The organism is Microbaculum marinum, from assembly GCF_037855135.1.
In the GTDB taxonomy this organism is placed as follows: Bacteria; Pseudomonadota; Alphaproteobacteria; order Rhizobiales; family Tepidamorphaceae; genus Microbaculum; species Microbaculum marinum.
On sequence record NZ_JAZHOF010000006.1, the window covers coordinates 89351 to 113825 of the forward strand.

A 24475-nucleotide genomic window follows, 5' to 3' on the forward strand; every position below is an offset into this window, starting at 1 on the left:
CTAAAACGTGACCCGCTTTCCCGAGGCGTAGCTCTTTTGCGCGCCATCCAGCAGCCGGATCACATCGAGCGTATCGGCTTCGCCGGGGTCGATGGACCGGGATGGGCGCGCGCAGACCGACCCGGCCGTGGAGGCGCGCCACAGTTGCGGATAGCCGCGCGGTGTCAGGAGATCCAGAACCACCGCCAGCATCCGCGCGGAGACGGGACCCCCGATGGGAATTTCCAGGACACGATGGTCGGTCCTGATCTGGACGTGGAACGTGCCGTCGACATGTGATCCGAGCAATGTCGATCGGCGCCCGTCGCTGTGTTCGACTTCGATGACATCGCACTGGCCGTCCATTCTGGCCTGTACTGAAGACAGGCCGGTACCCATCACCGCATTCAGCATTTCGGCGCCATGGACGCCGTACCAGAAGTATCGGCCCTGGGTAGGCTGGATCTGACCCCAGTAGCGGATCGTGCACGTCTCGATCGCTTCGCCGGACGCTCTGATGTCATTGAGGGCCGCCACGAGCCTGTCGGCATAGCGGAAGGCAGATGCCCCGAAGACCCGAGTGCCGGTCTCCCGCGCCAGGAACTGAATCTTTTCGGCATCGGCGAGCGAGGTAGCCAACGGCTTGTCTATGAAGACCGGCCGCCCACGCCCGGCAACCGCACGGAACAATCCCGCGTGGGTACGCCCGTCGCAGGACAGGATAAAGACGATTTCCGCCTCGTCGACGACGTCTTCGGGCGTCTCGACGATGGCGATGTCGTACCGGTCTCGCAACTCGGATGTGAACCCATCGACGCGTGATGCGCTGACCTCCATGTCGGGAGACCCCCCGGGGAATGCCGCGACGACGCGTGCGCCTGGAATATGATCGGGATTGTACGGATTGTGCAGAAGGTCCGTGAAGGTGACGGCATGGGTGGTGTCGAGGCCGATCAGGCCGATGCGCACGGCTCCATTCCGTTTCGGCACCGGTCTTGCCGGCGGTGCCTCGGGAAACCGTGTGCGCTTCGCCGCATATGTGGTCCTGGTGACTTCAGGATAGCCTCCCGCGTCCGGCGCGAGCGGCAGGCGAACCGGCTCGCCGCGCAGCCCGGATTCGTACGTGGCGGCGCAGAATTCCAGGCTTCCGAGGGCCTCGGACGGTGGGATCGGAAGCGGCTTGTCTGCCGCGATTGCCGCAGCAATATCACTGTATAGCAGCGCATGCGGCGTAACCGCCGCAGGCTCCGATAGACCCAGGGTCCGCCGTGCCTTCCGATACGCCCGCGCGGGCATCGAACGGGTTTGGACCCTCGTGTCCGACAGAGCGGCATCGACCGCCCTTTGCGCCTGCCGGTTCATGGACGGATCGTGCAGCGAAATCTCCGATGGCGAGATCCAGCCCTTGTCACCCTTGATGACGAACCGACCGCCCATTCGGCCGGAGTTGACCGATCCGGCACACCGGGCGCGGCGGTCTCCGGAGAACGCGACCTCGACCTCGAACCAATCCTCGGACTCGATCTTCGTATAGCGGGTGTCGAACTTCGCATCGACCGACCGGGGCGCGCCCATCGCCTCGATCATCAGGTCGATCTCGTGGATCATCTGGGTCATGAGGACCCCCCCGCCGGCGATGTCCCATCTGCCCCACCAGCTTGCTTCGGCCAGCGCGTGCGGGATGTAGCCGTGGCGCTCCACCACGGCCTCCGTCACCTCGCCGATCCAGCCATTGCGGATCAGCCAGAGCATCCGCCGGTATTGCGGCGCGTACCGCAACTGGTAGCCGATCGACAGCCGTCCGGGATGGCGCGCAGCAGCGGCTGCGATGCGGGACGCGCTTTCGAGATTGTGCGCCAGCGGCTTCTCGCAGAGGACGGATTTGCCGGCCTCAAGAGCGGCAACCGTCAGTGCCTCGTGCGTCGATGGCGGCGTCGCCACAACGACCAGTTGGAGATCGCTGTCGGCGATCAGTTCATCGGCGCCCTCGTAGCGTCGGGACAGGCCGAAGGCGTCGGCGAAGGCCGTGAGGCGGCCCGCCGAGATATCCGACGCGCCGACCAGCTCCAGACCAGGAATCATGCCAATCGCGGCTGCATGTTCGTGCGCAATCACGCCCGTACCGATGATGCCAATCTTCAGCATGTCAGGTTTTAATGGGATTCAGTTCAGTGGAGCAGCGCATTCGGCGTAGAGGAAATCAGGCGTCACGCGCAGCCGTTCCACGAGAAAATCGTGGACCTTGGCACAGTCGGGAACGAAGGTGATGGTCCCTGCCCCCAACGCCCCCCGCCGGGCGAGCCCCGCCCGCTCGATGAGATCGCCGCACGAGGCAAAGCGGCGCGCGTTGCGTGTCTGGCGGCGAGACACGCACTGCCTGACCTCCCCCGCCTCATCCAGCACGCGCAGTATGTCGAGAATGCCGTCTTCGTATGCAAAGGGGCTGTCCGCGGCATCTTCGGCGGTGTGGAAGAACGTATAGGAGTGAAAACTCACGCCGAGCAGCAGAGCACTCGCCCGGGCTTCGATCATCCGAGCGTATGGCGTGCCGGCGCCGCAAGGCGTGTCGGATTGATAGTGGTCCATCGTCATCTCGCCGGCTTCCGGCCCCTGCATGGCCAGTGAATGGGTCGAGTGAACACTGCGGACCGCTTCCGGCCGTCGGCGGAAATATTCCGTAAAGAGTCCGTTGCGGGACGGTGTCGTCGCGGGATCGAACACTGCCGCCGGGGCGCCGGACGCCTCCGGATAGCTGTAGGTGTGGGTCGGCAGACCCAATGTCCCACAGACGTCTCCCAAGGCATCCACAATGTCCTCCAACCCGGCGGTAAACCGACCCATGGCGGACAGCGACGAATGTACGAACAGGATATCGCTCTGGCGCAGTCCGAGCTCATCCAGCGCTCGCCGAAACTCGTCCGGTCTTAGCGGATTCCGATAGCGCCGATAGGTTCGCGAGGCGCGCCGCCTCAATTCGACCAGCCGGTTCATACCCCGCGATCCGTCAGGCTGCCGACAGCCAGCCGTCCAACCGGCTTCGTTCGTGGTCCCATGCATAGAGCGCAGCCGCCCGACGATAACCGGCCTCACCGAGTGAGCGGGCGGACGGTCCGATGACCACCAGAGCGGCCGCCATTCCTTCAACGTCACCCTCGTCGACCAGAATCCCCGTCTCACCTTCGATGACCGCTTCCGAAATTCCGGAGTGTCGCGTGCTTACCACCGCCAGCCCATGGGCCATCGCCTCCTGAATTGCCGCCGGCAGCCCCTCCTCGTCGCCGTCGGGCGTGGTCATGCTGTGCTGCACGAAGACCCCGCACTCCCCCAGAAGCCGCAATTTGGTCTCCTCTGAGGCAAAGCCGTGCAAGCGCACCCGGTCGTTCAAACCGCACGCCTGAACAAACTGCTGCGCCGCGGGGAAGAGCGCACCGCCTCCGACATAGTCGAGGCTGAGCTCCGGGTTTTCCGCCGCTGCACGCCGGAACGCCTCCAGCAGAAATATTGGCGCCTTCTTGGGAACCATCAGGCCCACGGCCAACAGGCGTCTGCAGGAATCGGCCGATTTCTCGGGCAGTTCCGTGGGAATATCCACGCCACCGGGATTGACGTGGACCTTTTCGGCGGGAAGTCCGATGCGGATGAGCCGTTGCCGATGGAATTCGTTTCGCGTCAGCACCGCCCTGGCCGAACGATAGGACAAATAGCGCTGCGCCATGCCGGGTTGCCGCAATTCCCTGCTCACATCCATGCCGTGAGCCTGGGCAATGTAAGGAATATCCAGGTGGTCCAGCAGAGGGATGAAATCGATAAAGTTGTCCAGGTATTCTCCGAGCACTACGCCGACGCGGTGGTGTCTCAAGAACTTCGCGATCGCCCTTTCACGCATCCGATCTACCGCTCCGCCCGAACGCCTGGCAAGCCGGACTGAAAGACGCAATTCCCACCGGTCGAGTCGAAACACGGGCACCGCAACCGAAGCATCCATTTGCAATGGGTGGCGACCGGAACGGGCAATAGCGACAGTATTGTGAGGTCTAAGATCCAATACATGCCGATCAATGAATGGAGCACCGAGCTCAGTCGTGAACACCGCGAGCGTCTCACTCACTGCCCGGAAGGGCCATTTGTCAGCCACGCCCGGGAGTTCGCCCAGTTGCAGGCCTACCTATGAGCATACCGCAATCCGTTTCCGCGCCATCGCCGCCAGTCCCACCAGCAAGGTACTTTCCCCGAGTTCCTCAGGGCGTTCGTCCATTGCGGTGAGGAGGCGTATGACCGGCCAAAGCAGCACCGACCCCACGGCCTTGGTCACGACGTGGACGCGCGACGTCAGGGGCCTGCGACGTACCCAGAGCCCGAGCGCAACCGCCAGCATCGCGTGGCGTCCGCCCGTCGCCTCGATCGACAGATCGGAAAATCCAGCCTGGAGGAGGATCCGCTTCAGGGAGAAAGGCGTATAGCGGAATTCATCGTATGGGACGGTATGGATCGGCCAGATAAACGGCACCGTGAGAAAGATGAAACCGCCGGGGCGAAGAACCCGGAATACCTCCCGAACGACATGGTCCGGTTTGGGGCAATGCTCGAGAACCTCGGTCAGCATTGCACAATCCACACTGGCGTCTGGCAAATCTATTGTCTCGCCGTCCCATGTCATGTCCGGCGGCGCTTCGCTGTGCTTTCGCTCTTCCAGGTCCAAGCCGGTCCACTGCGCTACGCGGCCCGATCGCTCCATCACGTATTCCTTGTAGGGCATGCGCCCGCAACCCACGTCCAGCACGTGCCCATGTAATATAGGCACCGCCCGCTCGACAGCAGACAATATCAGTCTGACATTCGTATAAGAATCTAACGTCGAAGGCCTGCATTTTGGTAACGTATAGTCGATCACGACGGTATATATACTAGCAATCTGTCAAACATTTGTATTTGGCTACCCCTATCATATTAAGCAGATACGGCTTTCGCAGTCGTTGAAGATCGCCGCGGGGTGGCGTTCACAGGCTGTCGGCCGCAGGATCCGCAGTCGGCTCGGCCGCCGGTCACCGCTTGTGGCTCTCGGTCTTCACGGCGATCTTGGCGATCGCATCGATCGCCACCAGCAAGGGGCCACCCTCCGCGAAATACTCATCCACCGCCTTCTTGCAGCCCTCCCAGTACCCGTAATCATCGATGATCAGGACGCCCCCGACCGAGATGTCGGGATAGAGCGTGTTCAACTCATGCAGGGTCGATTCGTACCAGTCGGTGTCGAGCCGCAGCATGGCGATCTCCCCGATCCCCTTGTGAGGCAGGGTCTGCACCACGTCTCCTTGTATGAAATGGCAGCGCTCCTTGGGATAGCCGGTGGACAGCAGGTTCTGGCGTACATCCTCCAGGCTCGCGTAGCACCATTCATTATAGCCGTTCGCAGCTGAGGCCAGGTAACGGTCCTTTGCCGTTCGCCCTCGCAGGTCTACGTCGACCTCTTCCGGCTCGGTCATGCCGGCATAGGTGTCGAAGAGGTAGAGGTCGCGGATTTCGCCCATCTCCAGCAAGGTCCGCGCAGCCGCCATCATCGAGCCGCCTCGCCACACACCGCACTCTACGAATGCGCCGGGTACCTTCTCTCGGGCGATGTAGCGCGTCGCATCGACCAAGGCTGCGATCTTCTCGACGGGTGTCATCGTGTAATTGCGCACCGAGGCGATCGTGGCTGCATATGAAGGATCGACTTCCAACCGGTGCGGCGGCGGGTCCTGCCTCCGGCGCACCTCGTAGCCCAAGGCCCACGCACCTTTGAATATGCCGGCTTTCGCTGCCTTGATCGGATTCACCTCGGACGCCTCAACTCTCGCTCCATCTGCATTGATCGAACAACACCAATCCCGGCCGCCTTGGCCAATTCATCCAGGCGGCGTTTTCGTGACCATCGATCCGGAAGCCCGGCATAGTCTCCAGCACGTCCCACGCCAGTCCGCCCCCCTTCTGGGCTGCGCCGACCGTCAGGCGGTATTCTCCCGGGATTAGCGGCAGGGGACCGGCGTTGCAGCGCACTGTGCGCCGGCCCGGCCCGCCGGTGAAGGCGAAGCCGGAGTCACCCGAGGCCAGTGTGGTGATCGCTTCGAGCTGCTCGTTGAAAACGTTGATGTTGACGATGCCTTCCTCGACCCGCCGCTTCAGATCGAGGTCCACCTCGATGACGATGTCTTCGCCGAAGGCTGCCGTCCCCGCCCCGAATGGCGCGCCGCAAACCCGTACGCCGGCAATGTCGGCATGTCCTTCGTTGCGATGCGGACGGCGGTAGGCGGCGGGATCACCGCCGGCCGTTGCCGGCTGGTGCGTCATCTTCAGGAACTGCCCGACGATATCGCGACTCAGCCCTTCCGCGTTCAGTCGGCCCTCGACGAGGAGTATGGCGCGGCTGGTCAGGGCAACCACGGAAGGCAAGTTGTGGCTTACAAACAGCACCGTCCGGCCCTCGTCGGCCACGTCCTGCATCTTGCCAAGGCACTTCTTCTGGAAGGCCACGTCGCCGACCGCGAGGACCTCGTCGATGATCAGGATTTCGGGATTCAGATGGGCGGCGACGGCAAAGGCCAAGCGTACGTACATGCCTGATGAATAGCGCTTCACCGGTGTGTCGAGAAAGCGCTCTATCTCCGCGAAATCGACAATCTCGTCGAACCGGCCCCTGATTTCCGCCCGGCTCAGACCCAGGATCGCGCCGTTGAGGAAGATGTTTTCGCGGCCGGTCAATTCCGGGTGGAAGCCGGTGCCCACCTCCAGAAGGCTGGCCACACGGCCCCGAATGACCGCCCGGCCGGTGGTCGGCTCGGTGATGCGCGACAGGATCTTCAGCAAGGTGCTCTTGCCTGCGCCGTTGCGGCCGATCACGCCCACCACCTCGCCTCGCCGGACGTCGAACGCGACGTCGCGCAGCGCCCAGAACTCCTCGATCTGGTCGCCGCTCACGAGCTGGCGCCCCCGGCTCATGTCGATCACGTGGCGCGCCGCGCGCCGGGCCTTGCGACCCAGCATCTCGCGGAAGGTCTCCGCAGCGCTTGCCTGATGACCGATCAGATAGCGCTTGGAGAGATTCTCGACGCTTATGGAGATGTCGTCCGGTATGGTTCAGATCACATCGGCGAACGAGCGTTCCAGCTTGCGGAACTGCCAGACCCCAACCCACAATAACGCGGCGATCATCACCGCGCTGATGATCAGGCTCTGCGGATAGAGCGGCGCTTCGCCTCCCAGGACGGCCCAGCGGAAGCCGTTGATGACTCCCACCATGGGATTGATCGAATAGAGCAGCCGCCAGGATTCGGGGATGTTGTCGAAGGCGAACCCGACGGGGGAGATATAGAGCCCGAACTGGACGATGAACGGGGTCACGTAGCGGAAGTCACGGTAGCGCACATTCACTGCCGTGATCCATAGCCCGGGCCCGAGCGCGGCCAGGAAGGCCATGAGGACGAGCGCCGGCAAGGTGAGGATGCGCCAGTCCGGCGCGTAACGGTAGGCGACCATCAGTACCGCCAGGATGACCAGGCCGATCAGCAGGTCGACGATCGAGACGATCACCGTGGCCGTCGGCACGATCATCCGCGGGAAGTAGATCTTGCTGACAAGCGACGTATTGCTGACCAGGCTGCTTGCCGCATCGGACATCGCCGTGGAGAAGAACATCCACGGCAACATTCCGGCCAGCACCATCAGCGCATACGGCGCGTCTCCCACGCTGGCAAGCCCGGCCACCCGGTGGAAGATCACGGTCAGGATGGACACCGTCAGGACCGGACGCAGAACCGCCCAAGCCACGCCGACAGCGGTCTGGCGGTAGCGTACCGCAAAGTCGCGCCAGGCGAGGACCTGAAACAGCTCCCGATATCGCCACAGATCGCGCCAGTAGTTCCGCTCGGTACGGCCGGCTTCGATAACGACTTCTTTCACACGCCGTACCTAGTGAACGAAAATGATCTTGCTGCCCTGAGAGGCAAAGCGGAACGGCGTTTCGCGAAGGCGGCCCAAGACCCGCCGAACCGCCTCCTGGTGCGCCTTCGGAACCAGAAACATCAGAAAACCGCCGCCGCCCGCACCGAGAACCTTTCCGCCCTGTGCGCCGGCGGCGATCGCTGCATCATAGGCCTCGTCGATGATCTTGTTGGTCACGCCGCTATTGATCGTCCGCTTGATGTGCCAGGCCTCGTGCAGGAACGGGCCGAGATTGTCGATTTCGCCTCTGCAGATCTCGTCGTAAGCGGCCTCGGCCAGATGCACGAGTTGACCGGTCGCGTTGGTTCGAGCGCCCGGCCGCGAGACCTCGTCTGACTGCTCCTTCAGGAGCGGCGAGGCCGAGCGCGTCTGCCCGGTGTAGAAGAACAGAAGCCGATCCTGCAGAGCGGACAACAGGTCCGTCGCGCAGATCACTTTCTGGACGTCCACCGTATCGTCGGCATTGAATCGGATGAAGTTGAATCCGCCGAAGGCCGCGGCATACTGGTCCTGCTTGCCGATCGGCTCTCCGCACCGATCGATCTCGATGACGCAGCTCTCCCTTGCAAGGCTCTCGGCGCTGGCGTGCCGTCCGAGATAGGCGTGCAATGCGTTCAGCAGTCCGACCGTGAACGAACTGGACGAGCCGAGCCCGGTCCCCTTGGCCGGAATGTCGGCAACCGAGGTGATTTCTATCCCGCCTTCGATCCCGGCATGCTTGAGCGCCTCGCGCACAAGGGGATGCGCCACTTCGGCAGCGCTAGGGACTTCCTCCGTGCGCGAGTAGCTGACCCGAACGGCGTCGTCGAACTTGCGGCTGACCGTAACGTAGACCGCGTGGTCGATGGTTGTGGACAGCACCGCGCCGCCGTGCCGGCGGTAGTAGGGCGGCAGATCGGATCCGCCGCCGAGGAAGCTCACCCTTAGGGGCGTGCGCGAAATGATCACGGGGGTGTGCTTGCCAGGACTATCTCGGCGGCCTCGCCGAGGTCTGCGGCCACATGGTTCGGGACCGCAGCGTACTTTCCGTCTTTTCCGGCAGCTCCGGTTCTCACCAGGATGGATCTCAGTCCTGTCCGCCGCGCAAATTCGATGTCGGCCGTCCGGTCCCCGACCATCCACGAGCGGCCGACATCGAGCGGATGATCGCGCCGCGCCCGCTCGAACATCCCCGTTCCCGGCTTGCGGCAATCGCATGGGCCCTTCAGTTCCGGCCGCTCGCCGGGAAAGCCACTGTCCGGATGGTGCGGGCACAGATAGATGTCGTCGAGGTAGGCACCGTGCTTGCCGAGCTCCCACGCGAGCCTTCGATGGATGGTGTCCACCTCTTCCTCGCAGGCGTCGCCTCTGGCGATTACCGGCTGATTGGTGACCATCAGAAGGCGAAAGCCGCCGTCCCTCAGCCTGCGAAGAGCCCGTCCGGCCCCCGGCACCAGTTCCAGTTCGTCGTGGGAGGCGAGGAATCCTCGCTCCTCGTTGATTGTCCCGTCCCGATCTAGGAAGACGGTGGGCGCCGGCAGGTGCGCCGCGCCGCGGTCCAGCTTGCCGTCCCTCAAGTCCCGCGTCACCTGTTCCAGCCGGTCCGGCGTTCCCATGTCCTTGACGTATTCCCGCGACCGGTAGGCCAGAACCCTCCGTCCCGAAACCCCCAACGGGGCGAGCACGTGCTGCATGAAGTCGCGATTTCCGCCCCGCCCAATCGACCGCAACGCGTCGCGCCGGGCGACGTAAAGTGCAGCGTTGACCAGGTTGGGAAGAAACACCCCTTCCGGATGTGGGTAGCGGTAGACGGCCACCACCCATCCCTGCTCGTCGATTTCCAGCAGATCGGAATCGTGGGGATGATCGTTGGGATGGACAAACGTCGTGAAATCGGCTGTCCGTTCCACGTGCCGCCGCCCCATCGCGGCCAGGTCCACCGCGAGCATCACGTCCCCATAGACGATGAAGAAATGCTCCGGCAGTGTGTCGAGAGCCTGCAGCACCGCGCCGGCAGTGCCGAGGGGAGTTGTCTCGACCTCGACCTTCACGCGGAGACCGAAACGGGAGCCATCACCGACAAACGCTGCGATCCGGTGTGCCAGATGGCCGGCAAAGATCGTCACCGCTTCAATTCCCGATGCCGCTGCACATTCCAGTTGATGCTGCAGGACGGGCTTTCCTCCAACGGCCACGAGGGCCTTGGGCAGATCGTCAGCGACCCCGGCCATCCGCGTGCCCCTGCCGCCGGCCACGATGGCGAGATGACGGACAGGGGCGCTTAGAGGCGCTTCAGACAAGGACATCGGAGCGCTGCTGTCCGAGAGCGGCGGCAGACAGTTCGTCGATTGCCCGCAGCACTGCGGCGTCCGAACTGAGCGAAGGCCGCCAACCAAGCCCGGCCAGACGCGCAGTGGAGAACCGGAATTTCGGAACGTCGCCGATCCAACCGCGATCGCCGCCTTCATATCGAATGGCTGCGCCGGGCGCGACGCGCGCGACTGTCTGTTTTGCAATGAAGGCTACGCTCGTCCCCTCCCCCTCCGGGGCGATGTTGAAGACATTCCGACGTCCCTGCGCGTTGGCCACCACGAATTCCATCGCGGATATCAGATCCGATACATGGAGATAGGGCTTCGTCTGCGTCCCGTCGCCCAGGACCCTGAGCTCCACCGGAGACATCTTCAGACGCGATATGAAGTCGAAAATTGCGCCGTGCGTTGCCCGATGTCCAACGACGTTGGGGAAACGACAGATCCATATCCGGTCCAGCCACGCTTCTGCGGCGGCGCTGAGCAGTGCTTCGCCAGCAAGTTTCGCGGCTCCGTAGTTGGAGATCGGCAGCAATGGGCCGGAATCTTCCTCCAATTGCCCGGCTCTTTCGCCGTAGACGGCTGACGTCGATGCGAAGGCCACGCACCGGACGCCAAGGTCACGGGCGGCCTCCAGCACACTGAACGTGGTCATCAGGGTCCGGCTGAAGTCGACCGTCGGATCGCTCACTCCGGCGGCAATATCGCTGTTGGCGGCCATGTGCCAGATCATGTGGGGGCGACCGCCCCACTCTGCTGCGGCCCGGAGCGTCTGGATCGCGGCCTCGCGCTGACTGCAATCGGCCTCAAAGAAGCGAAATCCGGGATTCCGGTGCGCATTCTCGAGATGCTCTAGTCGTCCCAGCGACAGATCGTCGGCCCCGCTGACCTTGTGGCCCGCACGCAGAAGGCTGTCCGCGAGGTGACTGCCGATGAAGCCGGCCATGCCGCTAATGAAATGATGCACCCTACCCAACCCGTCCGATCAGGCGGCGTCGGTCTTGTCGGCGGCGCCGACCGGATTCGCGTGCAGCCATTGCATGCAGATGTGGCCGACCACGAGTTGCAGATCCTCAACGATTTGCATGTCGTCTACCGGAAAGTGGATCGCGTGCTGCGCCAGCGCCTTGCAGCGGCCTCCGGAAAAGCCGAGCACGGCGAAGGTCTTCAGCCCCATCGAATTCGCCGTCTGCAGCGCCTTCACGACGTTCGGCGAGTTCCCGCTCCCCGACAGGACGATCAGAATATCGCCGGGATCGCCCTTCACCCGGATCTGTTCCGAGAAGACGTTCTCGTAGCCGGTGTCGTTACCCAGGCATGTGAGTACCGCGGAATTGGCGCTGAGCGCTTCGACCCTGAGACCCTTGCCGTTGGCGATACCGGCGCCGTAGATCAGGTCATTGGCGAGATGGATCGCGTTGGCAGCGCTGCCGCCGTTTCCGCACAGGTACACGCAGCGCTGCGACGTCCACGTATCTCTCAGGGCTTCCGCCAAGGGAGATATCTGGTCCATCGCATCGAACTGCAGCGCCTTCGCAAGCCGGTCGGCATACGACCTGATGTGTTTGTCGATCGTCATTCAGCCGGTGTGACGGGTCCGCCTGCCGTCCGCAAGCCCCCAGTTTCCCGGCGGAGGCTCGAAGGCTCTGCGATCAACGCACTAAACACGGGGCTTCCTGACCTTCACAAACAGGAAGGTGCCGCGCTCGTGGACCTTGCGGGCTATGTAGCTGTCGCTCAGCAGCGGCAGGACCAGCGCTCTCAATCGCCTCGGCAACGGAACCGCGTCGGCTTCCAGCCCGCATAGCGAAACCTCGACATCGTCGGTGAACGTACGACAGAGGTTCGAGATCGAATCCCTGGTGAAATATCTCGCCAGAAAGCCGTCGGTACTCCTCCACAACTGCTCGTCCAGGGATTTCCCGAACCAGAATCCCGCCAGGTACCGGGTCGCGATCACCGTATACGCCTGCATCCCCTCCAGATTGTAGACCATGAACCGGAGCTCCCCGCCCGGCTTCAGCGCGCCGATCAGGTTTCGCAGCACGACGCCGGTGCGGGCCGAATGATGTATGACGCCCCACGACCAGATGAAGTCAAATTCGTCGATCGCCTGCAGATGTTCAGCGTCCAGTTCGCTGACCTCGGCGTCCAGCCCCTTCTGGCGGAGTCTGGTGCGGGTTGCCTCGACCGACTTCGGCGAAATGTCGAGAGCGGTCACATCAGCACCGGCCCGGGCCATCAGCTCGGTGTGGAGCCCCATTCCGCAGCCTACTTCCAGGACTTTCTTGCCCGACAACTCCTCGAACGGAATGATCCTGTCGAAGGGCTGCTTGTCATGTGCGAAATGCCGTGCCGAGGCAATGAAGCGCTGATCGATCTCGGCGAACCACTCGGGGGAAAACTGCTCCTTTTCCACCTTGTCGGTCCAATCGTAGGACATGGTGTTCTCGGTCCACCATGTCTTGTTGCCCTGCTGGGCCTGAGCCGGCGCACCGACGAGCATCTCCGCTCGCGCCTTCCCGGTCCCTCGCTCAGCCGCCTTCACGATTGCGCCCGCTCCATCGCCAAACACCGCCGCCGAAGGTTGTCAGAGCAGGCGCGCACGGCCGGCCGCCTGACGAAATCGATCGGCAAACGCGGTGAATGAGAAATTGTCCGCCCAGTGCTGGAACGCCCCGCGTGACAGCCGATCATGGAGTCCGTCGTCTGCAAGAATGTCAACGATCTGTTCGACCAGGAGATCCGGATCCGAACGGCTCACGGAATAACCGGTCACGCCGTCTCTGTTGACTTCCTGCGAAGCATCTTCAAGCGAAGTCAGAACAGGTACGCCGTAGCTCATGGCCTCGGCAAAGACCAGCCCGAAGCCCTCGACCCGGCTGATCATGGCGAACAGCCGCGCCCGCATGTAGAGTTCGCTCACCGCCCCGTCTGGCAGATAACCCAATACCCGGATCGTGTCCCTGACCGGTGAGGCAGAGACGAGCGACCGGAGCCTTTCCAGCTCGCTCCCACCCCCGACAAAGCAGAGCTTGGCCTCGGGGACCCGGCCGACGACCTTCGGCCACACATCGATCAGGACGTCCTGGCCCTTGTCGAACAACTCGTCATTGCGGCCGACGAAGAGGACGATCTTCTCGTTTCCCGAAGTCGGAGGCATGCGGCCGGCGCCATCGATGTCGCGTTCCGTCCCCAGCCAGCACACCTGCAGATTATGCAAGCCGGGAATGCTTTCGTTCAGTCTGGACAGCGTGTGATTGCTGTTCACGAACACGGCGTCGGCTCGCCGGATGGCGTCGGCATAGTCAGGTCTCAAATTTTCGCGCCAGACTTCCCAGCCGTGTACCCACAGGGCGTAGGGTTTCTTCGCCAGTGCCAGGAGCCGGTGGGCACGCGCGGTTCCCGGGAAGTCGTAGAAAACGAGATCGGAACCCATGGCATGGGCCGTATGGGCGGCGAGGAACGGCAAACGCCTTCCGGAGAAGGGCCTCGTCTCCACTCCGGCGATCGTCGTGGCTTCCGTGTCCTGCACGGCAAAAGCGCCGGCAACGCTGGTATCCTTCCGCAGCGCCAGCAGCGTGAGCCGCGCGCACCGGGCGATCCCTCCGGACCCGGGCGACAGGAACTGTGCAGCGACATGAACCGTCTTTGTCATCTACGGCTTTGATTGAATTCGATATTCCAGCCCGCTCGTCGTCCGGACTCCGACTGCAGCACCCGTATACGTCGCAACTGTTCAGCGTGCGCCGCACTCACCAGGCTCCGGCTGCCTCGAGCACCAGACTGGACCACTGCCGCGACGCCAGCCCCTTCCGGCGTGGCTTGATTTCCCGAACGCCCGCAGGGGTTTGGGCCGCCGAATTCATCCAGGCACCGGTCGGGACGAAGAAGCCCGTCTTGCCGCGATCGACGATATCGGCCGGCAGCGGCACCGATGGAGCGCCCGCGAGCGCTGCCTTTCCGGCGCCGACCCGAAGGTTCCGGATTACGGGGGCCATTCTCCGGAAAAGCCCGACATCGACCAGCGGAACGCGGATCTCGAGGCCGTGGGCCATGCCGGCCCAGTCGGCATCCCGGAGCAGTTGGTCGCGCATGTACTGCGTTGATTCCAGAAGACAAACGCGGGCCGTGTCGGACCGTGGATCCGGCGCCAGACTCGCCTCGATCCGGCGCAACGGGTCCAGTCTTCGCAAGCCCTCCCGAACCAGCTTCTCGTCCAGGAATCGGGTGAGTTCGTGTGGCAGGAAGACGCCGCGGCGCAACAGGTAGGTACCCGCCCAGCTGCCGGAATACTCGAGGAATCCCAAGGCCTTCGGCCGCGCAGCGGCGAGACCGGGGGCCATGACACTGATGGCAGAGCGTGTGGCACGACCCAGCCATGGCGATGCCGTCACCGTGCCATACCTGTGCCATCGCGGCACATCGACGAAGCTCGGGTAGCCGGCGAGCAGTTCGTCGCCGCCGAGCCCCGACATCGCCACCTTGATGCCCGCCTCGCGGGTCGCCTTGGCGACGAACCAGGTATTGACCCCGTCGATGGAGGGCTGGTCCATCGCCTCGAGGATCGCCGGAAGATCGGACCGGAACTCGCCTTCGCCGACCCGACGCACGGAGTGCCTCGCCCCGTACTGTTGGGCGACGCGCGCGGCCAGCGGCGCCTCGTCCTCGTCGGTTCCGGAGAACTCCTCGAAGGCCAGGGTGATCGCCCGTATATCCTCCTGACCGGCATCGCGCATCAGGCCCAGCAGGGCGCCGGAGTCGACGCCGGCAGACAGGAACACGCCGACCTCGACGTCCGACAGCAGGTGCGCTCGCACGCTCTCCAGGACGCCGGCGCGCGTGCGCTCCGGCAGGTCGGCGGCGGGAACCGGATCGCCGGCTTCCTCGGCCATCACCTTGGCGAGGTTCGCGTAGGCCCGGGGCGCTTGCGCGCCCTCGCGGTCGACCCATAGCGTATGTCCGGCCGGAAGCGCGCGGATGTCGCGGTAGAGCGTGAACGGCTCCGGCACATAGCCGAACATGCAGAAGCCGACCAGGCCGGCCGGCTCCGGATCGCGCGACACTTGCCCACCGGCCAGCAGCGCCTTGACCTGCGATGCGAAGCGGAAGCTGCGACCGTCGTCTGCGAAGTAGAGCGGCTTGATCCCATACGGATCGCGGGCGAGGAAGAGGCCGGATCGGACCTGATCCCATACCGCGAAGGCAAACATGCCGCGCAGCCGCCGCACCATCGCGGTTCCGTGCCGCGCGTAGAGGTGCAGCAGGGCCTCGGTATCCGAAGTCGTGCGGAACGCGACGCCGTCCGCCTCCAGTTCGGCGCGCAACTCCGGGTAGTTGTAGATCTCGCCGTTGAATACGACGACGAAGCGGCCGTCCTCGCTCGCCATCGGCTGCAGAGCGCGATCGGACAGGTCGAGAATGGCGAGCCTGCGATGGCCGAGGCCGACGCGCCGGTCGGCATTCCACCACAGGCCTTCCCCGTCCGGACCGCGGGCGCGCATGTGCTCGCGGGTCGCAAGCAACTCCGTCTCGCAAGGCCGCGGCGCGGCGTCATGATAGGCGAATATGCCGTTCAGACCGCACATGGAGGGTCAGCGGACCATGAATTGCGACAGCTTGCGCAATGGCTTGGCGAGCAGCGCGGCGTCGACGACGCCGGAGCCGAGCCAGGCTCGGCGGGCGCGAAGCGCCTCGAGATTGTGCTGCGCGTAGGATCGGATATCGCGCGTGCTGCGCCCTCCCATACTCATGTCGACCAGCACCCGGTCGAGATAGGCAGTGGAAAACTCGTGCAGTTCGCAGGCCCGCAGCATCCAGTCGTAGTCGGCGGCAATCGGGTAGCCGAGATCGAAACTGCCGACAGCGTCCGCCACGGCGCGACGGACATGAAAGGTCGGATGGGCCGGCATCCAGCCGCGACCGAAGTGACCGTGCCGGAACGACGACCCCCGCCATTGCCGCACGACCCGCCCGGACTCATGGCCGGCGACGAAGTCGACATTGCCGAACACGATGTCGGCCTTCGCCAGGCCCTCGGCGAGGACGCCAAGCGCCTCCGCGTCGTGAAACCGGTCATCCGCGTTGAGAAAGCCGACGGCATCGCCGTCGAAGCGAGCGAGGCCCTTGTTCATCGCGTCGTAGAGGCCGCGGTCCGGCCCGGTGACCACGGTGAGATCCGGGCAGGCATAGCGGTCGAGTATCTGCAGCGTCCCGTCGCTCGAGCCTCCGTCGACGACGACGATTTCCTTGTCGGGGTGGCGCTGGGCGAAGAACGAGTCGAGCGTATGGGCAATGCTTCCCGCCGCATTCAGGCACACGGTGACCACCGAAAGCCGCACGCCGGTCAGGTCTCCATCATCGCGGCCATGCCGCGCGCCGTGCCCTGACGGGCGGCAAACCAGGCATATGTCCCCCGGATGCCTTCGGCCAGCGGCGTCGAGGCCCGCCATCCGAGGCCGGCAAGGCGCGAGGCATCCACCACCTTCCGCGGCGTCCCGTCCGGCTTCGAGGTATCGAAGCGCAGCGCCCCGCCATAGCCGACCACTTCGGCGATGAGCTCGGCCAGCCCGCGGATGGTGATCTCCTCGCCGGTGCCGACATTGATCGGGACGCTTTCCTCGTAGTGGCAGGCCAGAAACACCAGCGCGTCGGCCAGGTCGTCGACATGCAGGAACTCCCTGAGCGGCGCGCCCGTGCCCCAGACGATCATCTCCGGTTCTTCTCGCGTCTTCGCCTCGTGGGCCCTGCGCAGCAGCGCGGCCAGAACGTGGCTCGATGCGGGATCGAAATTGTCGCCCGGACCGTAAAGATTGCTCGGCTGGGCCGAGATGAAGCGGCACCCGTGCTGCGCGCGGTAGCTTTCCGCAAGCTTGATGCCGGCGATCTTCGCGATGGCATAGGCCTCGTTGGTCGGCTCGAGGGGGCCGGTCAGCAGCGCCTCCTCCCGGATCGGCTGCGGCGCGTATTTGGGATAGATGCAACTGGAGCCGAGCAGGACGAGCTTTTCCGTCCCGCAGCGGCGAGCCGCCTCCATCACGTTGGCTTCGATCATCAGGTTGTCGTAGAGAAACGACGCGGGATGATCGCGGTTGGCAAGGATGCCGCCGACCCTGGCAGCAGCGAGAAAGACCAGTTCCGGCCGCGCCTCGGCGAGCCAATCCTCGGTCTCGGCCTGCCGCCGCAGGTCGACCTCTTCGCGGCCGACCGTCAGCAGTTCGCAATCCTCGTCGGCAAGCCGGCGCATGAGGGCGGAGCCGACCATCCCGCGATGGCCGGCGACCCAGACCCGCTTGCCGGCAAGGTCGTACGACATCTCAGGCACGCTGGCGCCCGACACTCGACTCGGACGCGGCATTCCGGGCCTGGAGCGATACGGCCGCCAGGTCCTCGCGCACCATTTCGGCAATGAGATCATCCAGGCCGACGGTGTGATGCCAGCCGAGCAGTGTCCGGGCCTTGGAAGGGTCGCCAACGAGCACATCGACCTCGGCCGGCCGGAAATAGCGGGGATCGACCTCCACCAGGACACGACCCGTGCGGCCGTCCCGGCCGACCTCGGCCTCCCCGGTGCCCTCCCAGACCACAGGCATTCCGACCTCGGCAAACGCCCGCTCGGTGAAATGCCGTACCGTGTGCGCTTCGCCGGTGGCGAGGACGTAGTCGTCCGGCTCGTCCTGCTGCATGATCCGCCACATGCCCTCGACATAGTCTCGGGCGTGCCCCCAGTCGCGCCGGGCATCGAGGTTGCCGAGAAAAAGCTTGTCCTGCAGGCCCGAATGGATCGCGGCGACCGCACGGGTGATCTTGCGGCTGACGAAGGTCTCGCCACGGATCGGGCTCTCGTGGTTGAATAGGATGCCGTTGGAGGCATGCAGGCCGTAGGCCTCGCGGTAGTTCACGGTGATCCAGTACGCATAGAGCTTCGCCGCACCGTAGGGGCTGCGGGGGTAGAACGGCGTCGTCTCCGACTGGGGCACCTCCCGGGCCTTCCCGTAGAGTTCCGAGGTGGAGGCCTGGTAGAACCTCGTGCGCTTGTCGAGCCCCAGAAGGCAGATAGCCTCGAGCAGCCGCAACGTGCCGAGACCGTCGGCGTTGGCGGTGTATTCCGCGGTTTCGAAGCTCACCTGCACATGGCTTTGCGCCGCGAGGTTGTAGATCTCGTCGGGCTGGGTCTCCTGCACGATACGGATCAGGTTGGTGGCATCGGTCATGTCGCCGAAGTGCAGCAATAGCCGCGGGTCCGGCTCGTGCGGGTCCTGGTAGAGGTGTTCGATCCGGCCCGTGTTGAAGGAGGACGAGCGGCGCTTCACGCCATGGACGATGTAGCCCTTCGACAGGAGAAGCTCGGCCAGATAGGCACCATCCTGCCCGGTAATCCCGGTGATCAGGGCGACCTTCGCGGTCACAGCGGCCTAACCGCGGACCACCGCAGAGCGGCCGGCCCCTTGGCCGTCCGCATCGGCAGCGCTGCGAGGGCCGGGCCCGGTCACTGCCATGGCGGGGCCGGCGCGCCGGTGCCATCGGCAGGCGTCCTCGACCATCGTGCGCAACTGCGTCGACCGGGCGCGCCAGCCCAGCAGCGTTTCCGCGCGGGTCGGGTCGGCAACGAGACGGGGCGGGTCGCCGGCGCGCCGATGCGACCGACGGGTGGGCACGTCCACTCCGGTCACGGACTCCACGGCCGCAATGACTTCGGATACCGATGCACCGGCTCCGGTGCCCAGATTGACGGTCCGAGAAGCCCCCCCTTCCTGCAAATATCGGACCGCCGCGACATGGGCGTCGGCGAGATCGCAAACGTGAACGTAGTCGCGGATGGCGGTGCCGTCGGGGGTCGGATAGTCGGATCCGAAGATCTCGACTGGGACGGCGCTGCGATCCAGCGCCGCTGCTATGACGATGGGGACCAGATGGGTCTCCGGATCGTGCCTCTCGCCGATGTCACCGCCGGGATCGGCGCCCGCGGCGTTGAAGTAGCGCAGCCGCACGGAACGCACCCGTTGAGCCGTCTCGAAGTCCCCCATCATACGCTCGCAGGCGAGCTTGGTCGCGCCGTAGGGGTTCACCGGCCGCTCCGCGAGGTTCTCCGAGATGCGGTCCACGCCGGGATCGCCATAGACCGCGCAGGAGGAGGAAAATACGAGGTCCCGAACGCCGCATGCCACCATCGCCTGCAGCAGCCGCAGTGTGCCGACGACGTTCACGTCGTAGTACCGGCCGGGATCGCGCATGGACTCCCCGACCAGAGCGAGAGCGGCGAAGTGCATCACGGCGGCAGGGCGCCATTGGCGCAAGGCCTTTTCCACGCCCTCACGGTCGCGAACGTCGCCGGTTACCAGGGGACCCCATTTGACGAAATCCGCGTGGCCGGTCGAAAGGTCGTCATAAACGACCGGCTGGAAGCCGGCGCGCGCCAGCGCCTTGCAGGCGTGGGCTCCGATGTAGCCGGCGCCGCCGACCACCAGGACGGGCGTGCTCAGACCAGCGGCCCTTTCATCGGGAGAACGCTCTTGGGAGACGCTTCGACATCCGGCAGGCGCGTCTCTGCATCCTCCTGGCCCGACGGCCGTTCTGCCTGCCCGTGCACGAGTTCGCGAAAATAGTCGATCGTCGGCCTGAGCCCCTCGTCCAGGGCCACCCGCGGCTGCCACCCAAGGCTCTCGCTGGCAAGGGCAATGTCCGGGCAACGCTGCCGGGGATCGTCCTGCGGCAGAGGCGCGTACCGGCAATCTTCGCGGCTGCCGGTGAGCCGCATCACCTTTTCGGCCAGCTCGCGAATCGTGAACTCCGCCGGATTTCCCAGGTTCACGGGCCCGGTGAACGTATCGGGGCTCTCCATCAACCTGATCAGGCCATCGATCAGATCGTCGACATAACAGAACGACCGTGTCTGACGACCGTCGCCGTAGATCGTGATCTGCTCGGCGTTCAGCGCCTGCATGATGAAGTTCGAGACCACGCGCCCGTCGCGCGGGTGCATGCGCGGGCCGTAGGTGTTGAAGATGCGGGCCACCTTGATCGGGAGGCCATGCTGGCGGTGGTAGTCGAAGAACAGCGTCTCGGCGCAACGCTTGCCCTCATCGTAGCAGGAGCGAGGACCGATCGGATTGACCCGTCCCCAGTAGCCCTCCTGCTGCGGGTGCACCTCGGGGTCGCCATAGACCTCGCTCGTGGAGGCCTGGAGGATCCTGCACCGCAGCCGCTTTGCCAGACCGAGCATGTTGATGGCGCCATGGACCGACGTCTTCGTCGTCTGCACCGGATCGTGCTGATAGTGCACCGGGGAGGCGGGACAGGCGAGATTGTAGATCTCGTCGACCTCCAGGTAGAGCGGGAAGGTGACGTCATGCCGGACGAACTCGAAGCGCGGATGGGTCCGCAGGTGATCGATGTTGCGCTTGGTTCCGGTGAACAGGTTGTCGACGCAGACGATCTCGTGGCCCTGGTCGATCAGCCGGTCGACCAGGTGCGAGCCGAGGAACCCTGCCCCGCCAGTCACCAGGATGCGCTTGCGGCTGTCGTAGAGCCGGCGGCCACCATTGGCGCTGGACGGACTGGTCATCGAACAGGTTCCGGCGTCACGGGTTCGGCCTCTAACGCGCCCCGAAGCCCGTCAGCACGGTGCGCACCGTCTTGGCGGCGATCAGCAGGTCGAGCCAGGGCGAGAAATACTTGATGTAGTAGAAGTCGTAGTGAAGCTTGCCGGTCGCCGCCATCACCTCGGCGACATTGCCCTGGTGGACTTGCGCCCAGCCTGTGATGCCGGGCCGGACGATGTGGCGGTAGCTGTAGAACGGAATCTGGCTCTCATACCATTCCGACAGCGCCAGCGCCTCCGGACGCGGCCCGATCCAGCTCATCTCGCCCTTGAAGATGTTGACGATCTGCGGCAGTTCGTCGAAGCGGTAGCGGCGCAGGAAACGGCCGACACCGGTGATCCGCTCGTCGTCGGCCTCGGTGTACTCCTTGCCCGGAATGCCGCATCGCATGGTGCGGAACTTGAAGATCGTGAAGACCGCTCCGCGGAAGCCCATCCTCTGCTGCCGAAACAGCACCGGCCGGCCGTCCTCGAGCACGATGGCAAGGGCGCAGGCCCCGGCCATCGCCAGCGCGAGGGGGGCGACGGCGGCAACGGCCAGCAGATCCAGGGCCCGCTTGAACCGCAGGTAGATCGAGGACGGCAGGAGCGAGCCGAGCGTGTTCTCCGACAGGTGCTCGATCTGCACCGTGCCGCTCAGCATCTCGGACACCTGCTTGGAATGGTAGACCGGAAGGCCGCCGAGGGCGCAGCTGGCGAGGAAACGCTCCCAGTCGCGCGGCAGGTCGGCGCCCAGGTCGGCGACGACGCCGTTGATGTATTCGGGTGGCAGGTCCGGCTCGCGCGCGACCATCCAGTCGGCCTGCGGGGTCTCCAGCAGCTTGCCCGTGCGGCCAAACGGCAGCAGCAGCAGGTGCGGCCGCCGCAGCCGGCGCTCGGCGATCTGGACGAAGGAGAACCAGAGCAGCGCCAGGCCGAAGCTGACAATCATCTGCATCCGGGAATAATCGAACCGGAGGAAGAAGAAGACGATGATGACCGCGGCAAACACCACCGCGAAGACCGGAAGCACGTAGGTCACCCCGGGCACGCCCGGGTAGGTCGTCATCCGCCTGAGGATGTAGGCCCCGAACAGGATGGCGGCGAAGGTGCCGACGGTCGTGTTGCCGTTGCTGCCCAGCCAGGGCGGAACGTCGAACCCGGAAACGATCAGGGCGGGCAGAACCACCGCGACGAGGATGGCGCCGGCGAGCTGATAGCGATTGCGCGCCAGCAGCCGATAGGCGCCGCGCCAGCCCAGATGCCTTGGCATCGCGGGAACCGGACGAGGTATGTTGGGGAGGGTGTAGTTCAAAGGGTGCAGGTCAGCGTTCGGTTCAACCGAATTCGGAATTTTCCCGCGCTACCGCACTTCGGGTGACTCGCCCCCAAAGCCGCAGACTGCGAGATCGCGCGCCAGATCCGAGCCTTCAGGCGGCAGGGACGACTGTCTCGCGTGTTGCAAAGAGGGGGACATGCCCCCCCATGATCTCCATCAGGATCCGCACCCGGCCGGACGGATCCAGCTTGATCAGCCGCCCGATGCATCCGGCGAACGGCCCCGACAGGAGCCTAACCGATTCGCCCGGCACCAGCCGCGGTTCCATCGACAGGGCGCCCTCCTCGTCGAGCATCGCCTGGAGGTCCTCGACGACGCCGTGCGGCACCGGCATCGGATAGTCGCCGGCCATCAGCATGGAGGTCACTCCGAAGGTGCCGTTGACGCTGCGCCAGCGGTCGCGGTCGAGGGCCAGCTCGACGAACAGGTAGCGGGGGAACAGCGATGCCTTGACCCTACGGAAGCGCCGGGCGTGGCGCACCGTTTTCACGTGCACGGGATGGAAGGTATGGAAGCCCTGCCGCTGCAATTGCGCCTGTGCCCCGGCCTCGCGATGAGGCAGGCAGTGGACCACGTACCACCGGCGCCCGCCGTCGGGCGGCCCACCGGCGGATTGGCGCTTGTTTCCCCCCAAACTCGATCCTCGGCGCAGATCGTTCAAACCGCCGCCTCACTACCCGACGTTGCGTCAGTTTGCAAGTTCGCCCCCGGCCGCGCTATGTGGTGCATGGCACGGGCCGGCGGTCGGGAGGAGCAGCGCAATCGGCCCGCAGCAACGACGGGCCCGCGGCCGCGGCGACTGCATTGCCGATTGGACGCCGTCGGCATCCGGAACTCATCGAAACGCCTGTACGAGTTCGCAAACATTGCTGCGGGGGATTGTAATCGAACTCGCGGCGATGATATAGGGCCCAAGCCCCGGGTGGGGGATAGTTTAACGGTAGAACCGCGGACTCTGACTCCGCTAGTCCTGGTTCGAATCCAGGTCCCCCAGCCACCTCCCGCTTCGGCGCCCGCCGCGGGCGGACGCCTGCCCCGCGGTGAGCCGGCGGCTGCGATCGCCGCGAACGCGCGGGATGTTGATCGCCATTTCTCTTGACCCCGGCCGTCTTGCTGCCATCCTTATCGCGCAATCAGACATTCTGATCTTCGCGTCCGGGGGGCGCAGCCCTGCGGTGCCGGGCACAATCGGGAAGGACCACCACTTGGCGAGGCAGATCCTGCGGCCCGGACGGGCGGCTCCTCCAGCGGTCCGCGCGATCGTCCCGGCGTTGACGCTGGCGCTGCTCGCCCTGCCGGCATTCGCGCCGGCGGCGCTGGCCCAGGGCGGTCCGATCGCCGTGGAGGCCGAAGTGGTGTCGGCGGAGCGCGTCGTCGAGGAGGCGACTTCGGTGGGCACGCTGCTGTCGGCGGAGTCGGTGAACATCAGCCCCGAGATCGCCGGCCGAATCGCCACCATCGCCTTCGACGAGGGCATGCCGGTCGACGAGGGGCAGCTGCTGTTCCAGCTCGACACCTCCGTCTACGAGGCCCAGCTCGCCGAGGCGCAGTCCAACTACGAGCTGAGACAGCGCAACTTCGAGCGCGCCGACGGACTGCTGCAGAACAAGGTCGGCACCGTGCGCGCCCGCGACGAGGCGCTGTCTGAGATGCAGGTCGGCAAGGCGCTGCTGACGATGGCCGAGGTCCGCCTCCAGAAGACCAAGATGGTGGCGCCGTTCGACGGCATCGTCGGGCTGCGCATGGTCAGCAAGGGCGAATACGTCGAGCCCGGCGACAAGCTCGTCAACCTGGAGAAGATCGACCCGATCAAGGTCGACTTCTCGATCGCCGAACGCTACCTGCCGCACGTCAAGAACGGAGCGGAAGTGAAGATCACCGTGGACGCGCTCAACGGGCAGGCGTTCACCGGCAAGGTCTTCGCGATCAATCCGCAGATCGACCCGGCCGGCCGCTCGATCGCGCTGCGCGCCGAGGTTCCCAATCCGGACAACGTTCTCCGCCCGGGACTGTTTGTCCGGGTCAGCCTGCAGACGGCGGAACGCGACGATGCCATCGTCATCGCCGAGGATGCCATCGTGGCCCAGGCGGGCGGCAGCTTCGTGTACCGCATCGTCGACGACAAGGCCGTGCTCACGCCGGTCAAGCTCGGCCAGCGGCGGTACGGCAAGGTGGAGATACTGGAGGGACTGGAGGTCGGGGATTCCATCGTCGTGGCCGGCCAGATGAAGCTGCGCGACGGCGTCGAGGTGGCGCCGACGATGCGCCCCTCGCCGATGGCCTCCACCGGCCCGTCGGCCTCCTGAGCGG

The 24475-nt window shown here is 64.9% G+C and carries 22 protein-coding genes and 1 tRNA gene; 2 read left to right on the plus strand and 21 right to left on the minus strand.

What is annotated here, in order from left to right:
- The 21 genes from V3328_RS15195 to nusG all read right to left on the minus strand — a co-directional run bounded on the left by V3328_RS15195 (nucleotide 1) and on the right by nusG (nucleotide 22799).
- Entirely contained in the window at nucleotides 1-2124 is a 2124-nt protein-coding gene (locus V3328_RS15195; RefSeq protein WP_340330537.1) for a Gfo/Idh/MocA family protein, read from the minus strand.
- Between the two features lie 18 nt (nucleotides 2125-2142).
- Complete coding sequence (locus tag V3328_RS15200) at nucleotides 2143-2970, minus strand: AAC(3) family N-acetyltransferase (RefSeq protein ID WP_340330538.1); 828 nt, start codon at nucleotides 2968-2970, stop codon at nucleotides 2143-2145.
- 13 nt (nucleotides 2971-2983) lie between these two features.
- A complete protein-coding gene (locus V3328_RS15205; protein ID WP_340330828.1) occupies nucleotides 2984-3964 on the minus strand; it encodes a glycosyltransferase in 981 nt (326 codons plus the stop codon).
- A 180-nt stretch (nucleotides 3965-4144) separates the two neighbouring features.
- The gene (locus V3328_RS15210) at nucleotides 4145-4870 is read right to left on the minus strand and encodes a class I SAM-dependent methyltransferase (protein WP_340330539.1); all 726 of its coding nucleotides are present in this window, start codon (nucleotides 4868-4870) and stop codon (nucleotides 4145-4147) included.
- 151 nt (nucleotides 4871-5021) lie between these two features.
- Nucleotides 5022-5795, minus strand: coding sequence for a TylF/MycF/NovP-related O-methyltransferase (locus V3328_RS15215; protein ID WP_340330540.1), 774 nt, complete (start codon nucleotides 5793-5795; stop codon nucleotides 5022-5024).
- Between the two features lie 10 nt (nucleotides 5796-5805).
- Nucleotides 5806-6999 (minus strand): ABC transporter ATP-binding protein, encoded by a 1194-nt coding sequence (locus V3328_RS15220; RefSeq protein WP_340330541.1) that lies wholly within the window; start codon nucleotides 6997-6999, stop codon nucleotides 5806-5808.
- Nucleotides 7000-7092: 93 nt separating this feature from the next.
- Nucleotides 7093-7914 carry an ABC transporter permease gene (locus tag V3328_RS15225; RefSeq protein ID WP_340330542.1) on the minus strand — a complete coding sequence of 274 codons (822 nt, stop codon included), beginning with the start codon at nucleotides 7912-7914 and terminating at the stop codon, nucleotides 7093-7095.
- 9 nt (nucleotides 7915-7923) lie between these two features.
- Entirely contained in the window at nucleotides 7924-8904 is a 981-nt protein-coding gene (locus V3328_RS15230) for a GHMP family kinase ATP-binding protein (protein WP_340330543.1), read from the minus strand.
- Nucleotides 8901-10241 carry an HAD-IIIA family hydrolase gene (locus V3328_RS15235; protein ID WP_340330829.1) on the minus strand — a complete coding sequence of 447 codons (1341 nt, stop codon included), beginning with the start codon at nucleotides 10239-10241 and terminating at the stop codon, nucleotides 8901-8903. The genes V3328_RS15230 and V3328_RS15235 overlap by 4 nt, the downstream gene beginning before the upstream one ends.
- On the minus strand, nucleotides 10228-11214 hold the full coding sequence (locus V3328_RS15240) for an NAD-dependent epimerase/dehydratase family protein (protein ID WP_340330544.1): 987 nt from the start codon (nucleotides 11212-11214) through the stop codon (nucleotides 10228-10230). The genes V3328_RS15235 and V3328_RS15240 overlap by 14 nt, the downstream gene beginning before the upstream one ends.
- A gap of 18 nt (nucleotides 11215-11232) precedes the next feature.
- A complete protein-coding gene (locus tag V3328_RS15245; protein WP_340330545.1) occupies nucleotides 11233-11826 on the minus strand; it encodes an SIS domain-containing protein in 594 nt (197 codons plus the stop codon).
- Nucleotides 11827-11907: 81 nt separating this feature from the next.
- The gene (locus V3328_RS15250; RefSeq protein WP_340330546.1) at nucleotides 11908-12753 is read right to left on the minus strand and encodes a class I SAM-dependent methyltransferase; all 846 of its coding nucleotides are present in this window, start codon (nucleotides 12751-12753) and stop codon (nucleotides 11908-11910) included.
- Nucleotides 12754-12837: 84 nt separating this feature from the next.
- Entirely contained in the window at nucleotides 12838-13905 is a 1068-nt protein-coding gene (locus V3328_RS15255; protein WP_340330547.1) for a glycosyltransferase family 4 protein, read from the minus strand.
- Nucleotides 13906-14002: 97 nt separating this feature from the next.
- Nucleotides 14003-15835 carry an asparagine synthase (glutamine-hydrolyzing) gene (gene asnB / locus V3328_RS15260; protein WP_340330548.1) on the minus strand — a complete coding sequence of 611 codons (1833 nt, stop codon included), beginning with the start codon at nucleotides 15833-15835 and terminating at the stop codon, nucleotides 14003-14005.
- 6 nt (nucleotides 15836-15841) lie between these two features.
- Nucleotides 15842-16588, minus strand: coding sequence for a glycosyltransferase family 2 protein (locus V3328_RS15265; protein WP_340330549.1), 747 nt, complete (start codon nucleotides 16586-16588; stop codon nucleotides 15842-15844).
- A gap of 5 nt (nucleotides 16589-16593) precedes the next feature.
- Nucleotides 16594-17562, minus strand: coding sequence for a GDP-L-fucose synthase family protein (locus V3328_RS15270; RefSeq protein WP_340330830.1), 969 nt, complete (start codon nucleotides 17560-17562; stop codon nucleotides 16594-16596).
- A 1-nt stretch (nucleotide 17563) separates the two neighbouring features.
- Nucleotides 17564-18655, minus strand: coding sequence for a GDP-mannose 4,6-dehydratase (gene gmd / locus V3328_RS15275; protein ID WP_340330550.1), 1092 nt, complete (start codon nucleotides 18653-18655; stop codon nucleotides 17564-17566).
- 6 nt (nucleotides 18656-18661) lie between these two features.
- Entirely contained in the window at nucleotides 18662-19729 is a 1068-nt protein-coding gene (gene galE, locus V3328_RS15280; RefSeq protein WP_340330831.1) for a UDP-glucose 4-epimerase GalE, read from the minus strand.
- Nucleotides 19726-20811 carry a UDP-glucuronic acid decarboxylase family protein gene (locus V3328_RS15285; protein ID WP_340330551.1) on the minus strand — a complete coding sequence of 362 codons (1086 nt, stop codon included), beginning with the start codon at nucleotides 20809-20811 and terminating at the stop codon, nucleotides 19726-19728. The genes galE and V3328_RS15285 overlap by 4 nt, the downstream gene beginning before the upstream one ends.
- Before the next feature lie 31 nt (nucleotides 20812-20842).
- Entirely contained in the window at nucleotides 20843-22099 is a 1257-nt protein-coding gene (locus V3328_RS15290; RefSeq protein ID WP_340330552.1) for a sugar transferase, read from the minus strand.
- A gap of 157 nt (nucleotides 22100-22256) precedes the next feature.
- A complete protein-coding gene (gene nusG / locus V3328_RS15295; RefSeq protein WP_340330553.1) occupies nucleotides 22257-22799 on the minus strand; it encodes a transcription termination/antitermination protein NusG in 543 nt (180 codons plus the stop codon).
- Nucleotides 22800-23088: 289 nt separating this feature from the next.
- On the opposite strand from nusG, the gene V3328_RS15300 reads away from it, so the two are divergent.
- Together V3328_RS15300 and V3328_RS15305 are read left to right on the plus strand one after the other, a co-directional pair.
- A tRNA-Gln gene (locus tag V3328_RS15300) sits at nucleotides 23089-23162 on the plus strand.
- Between the two features lie 208 nt (nucleotides 23163-23370).
- The gene (locus V3328_RS15305; RefSeq protein ID WP_340330554.1) at nucleotides 23371-24471 is read left to right on the plus strand and encodes an efflux RND transporter periplasmic adaptor subunit; all 1101 of its coding nucleotides are present in this window, start codon (nucleotides 23371-23373) and stop codon (nucleotides 24469-24471) included.
- Nucleotides 24472-24475: the final 4 nt, after the last annotated feature.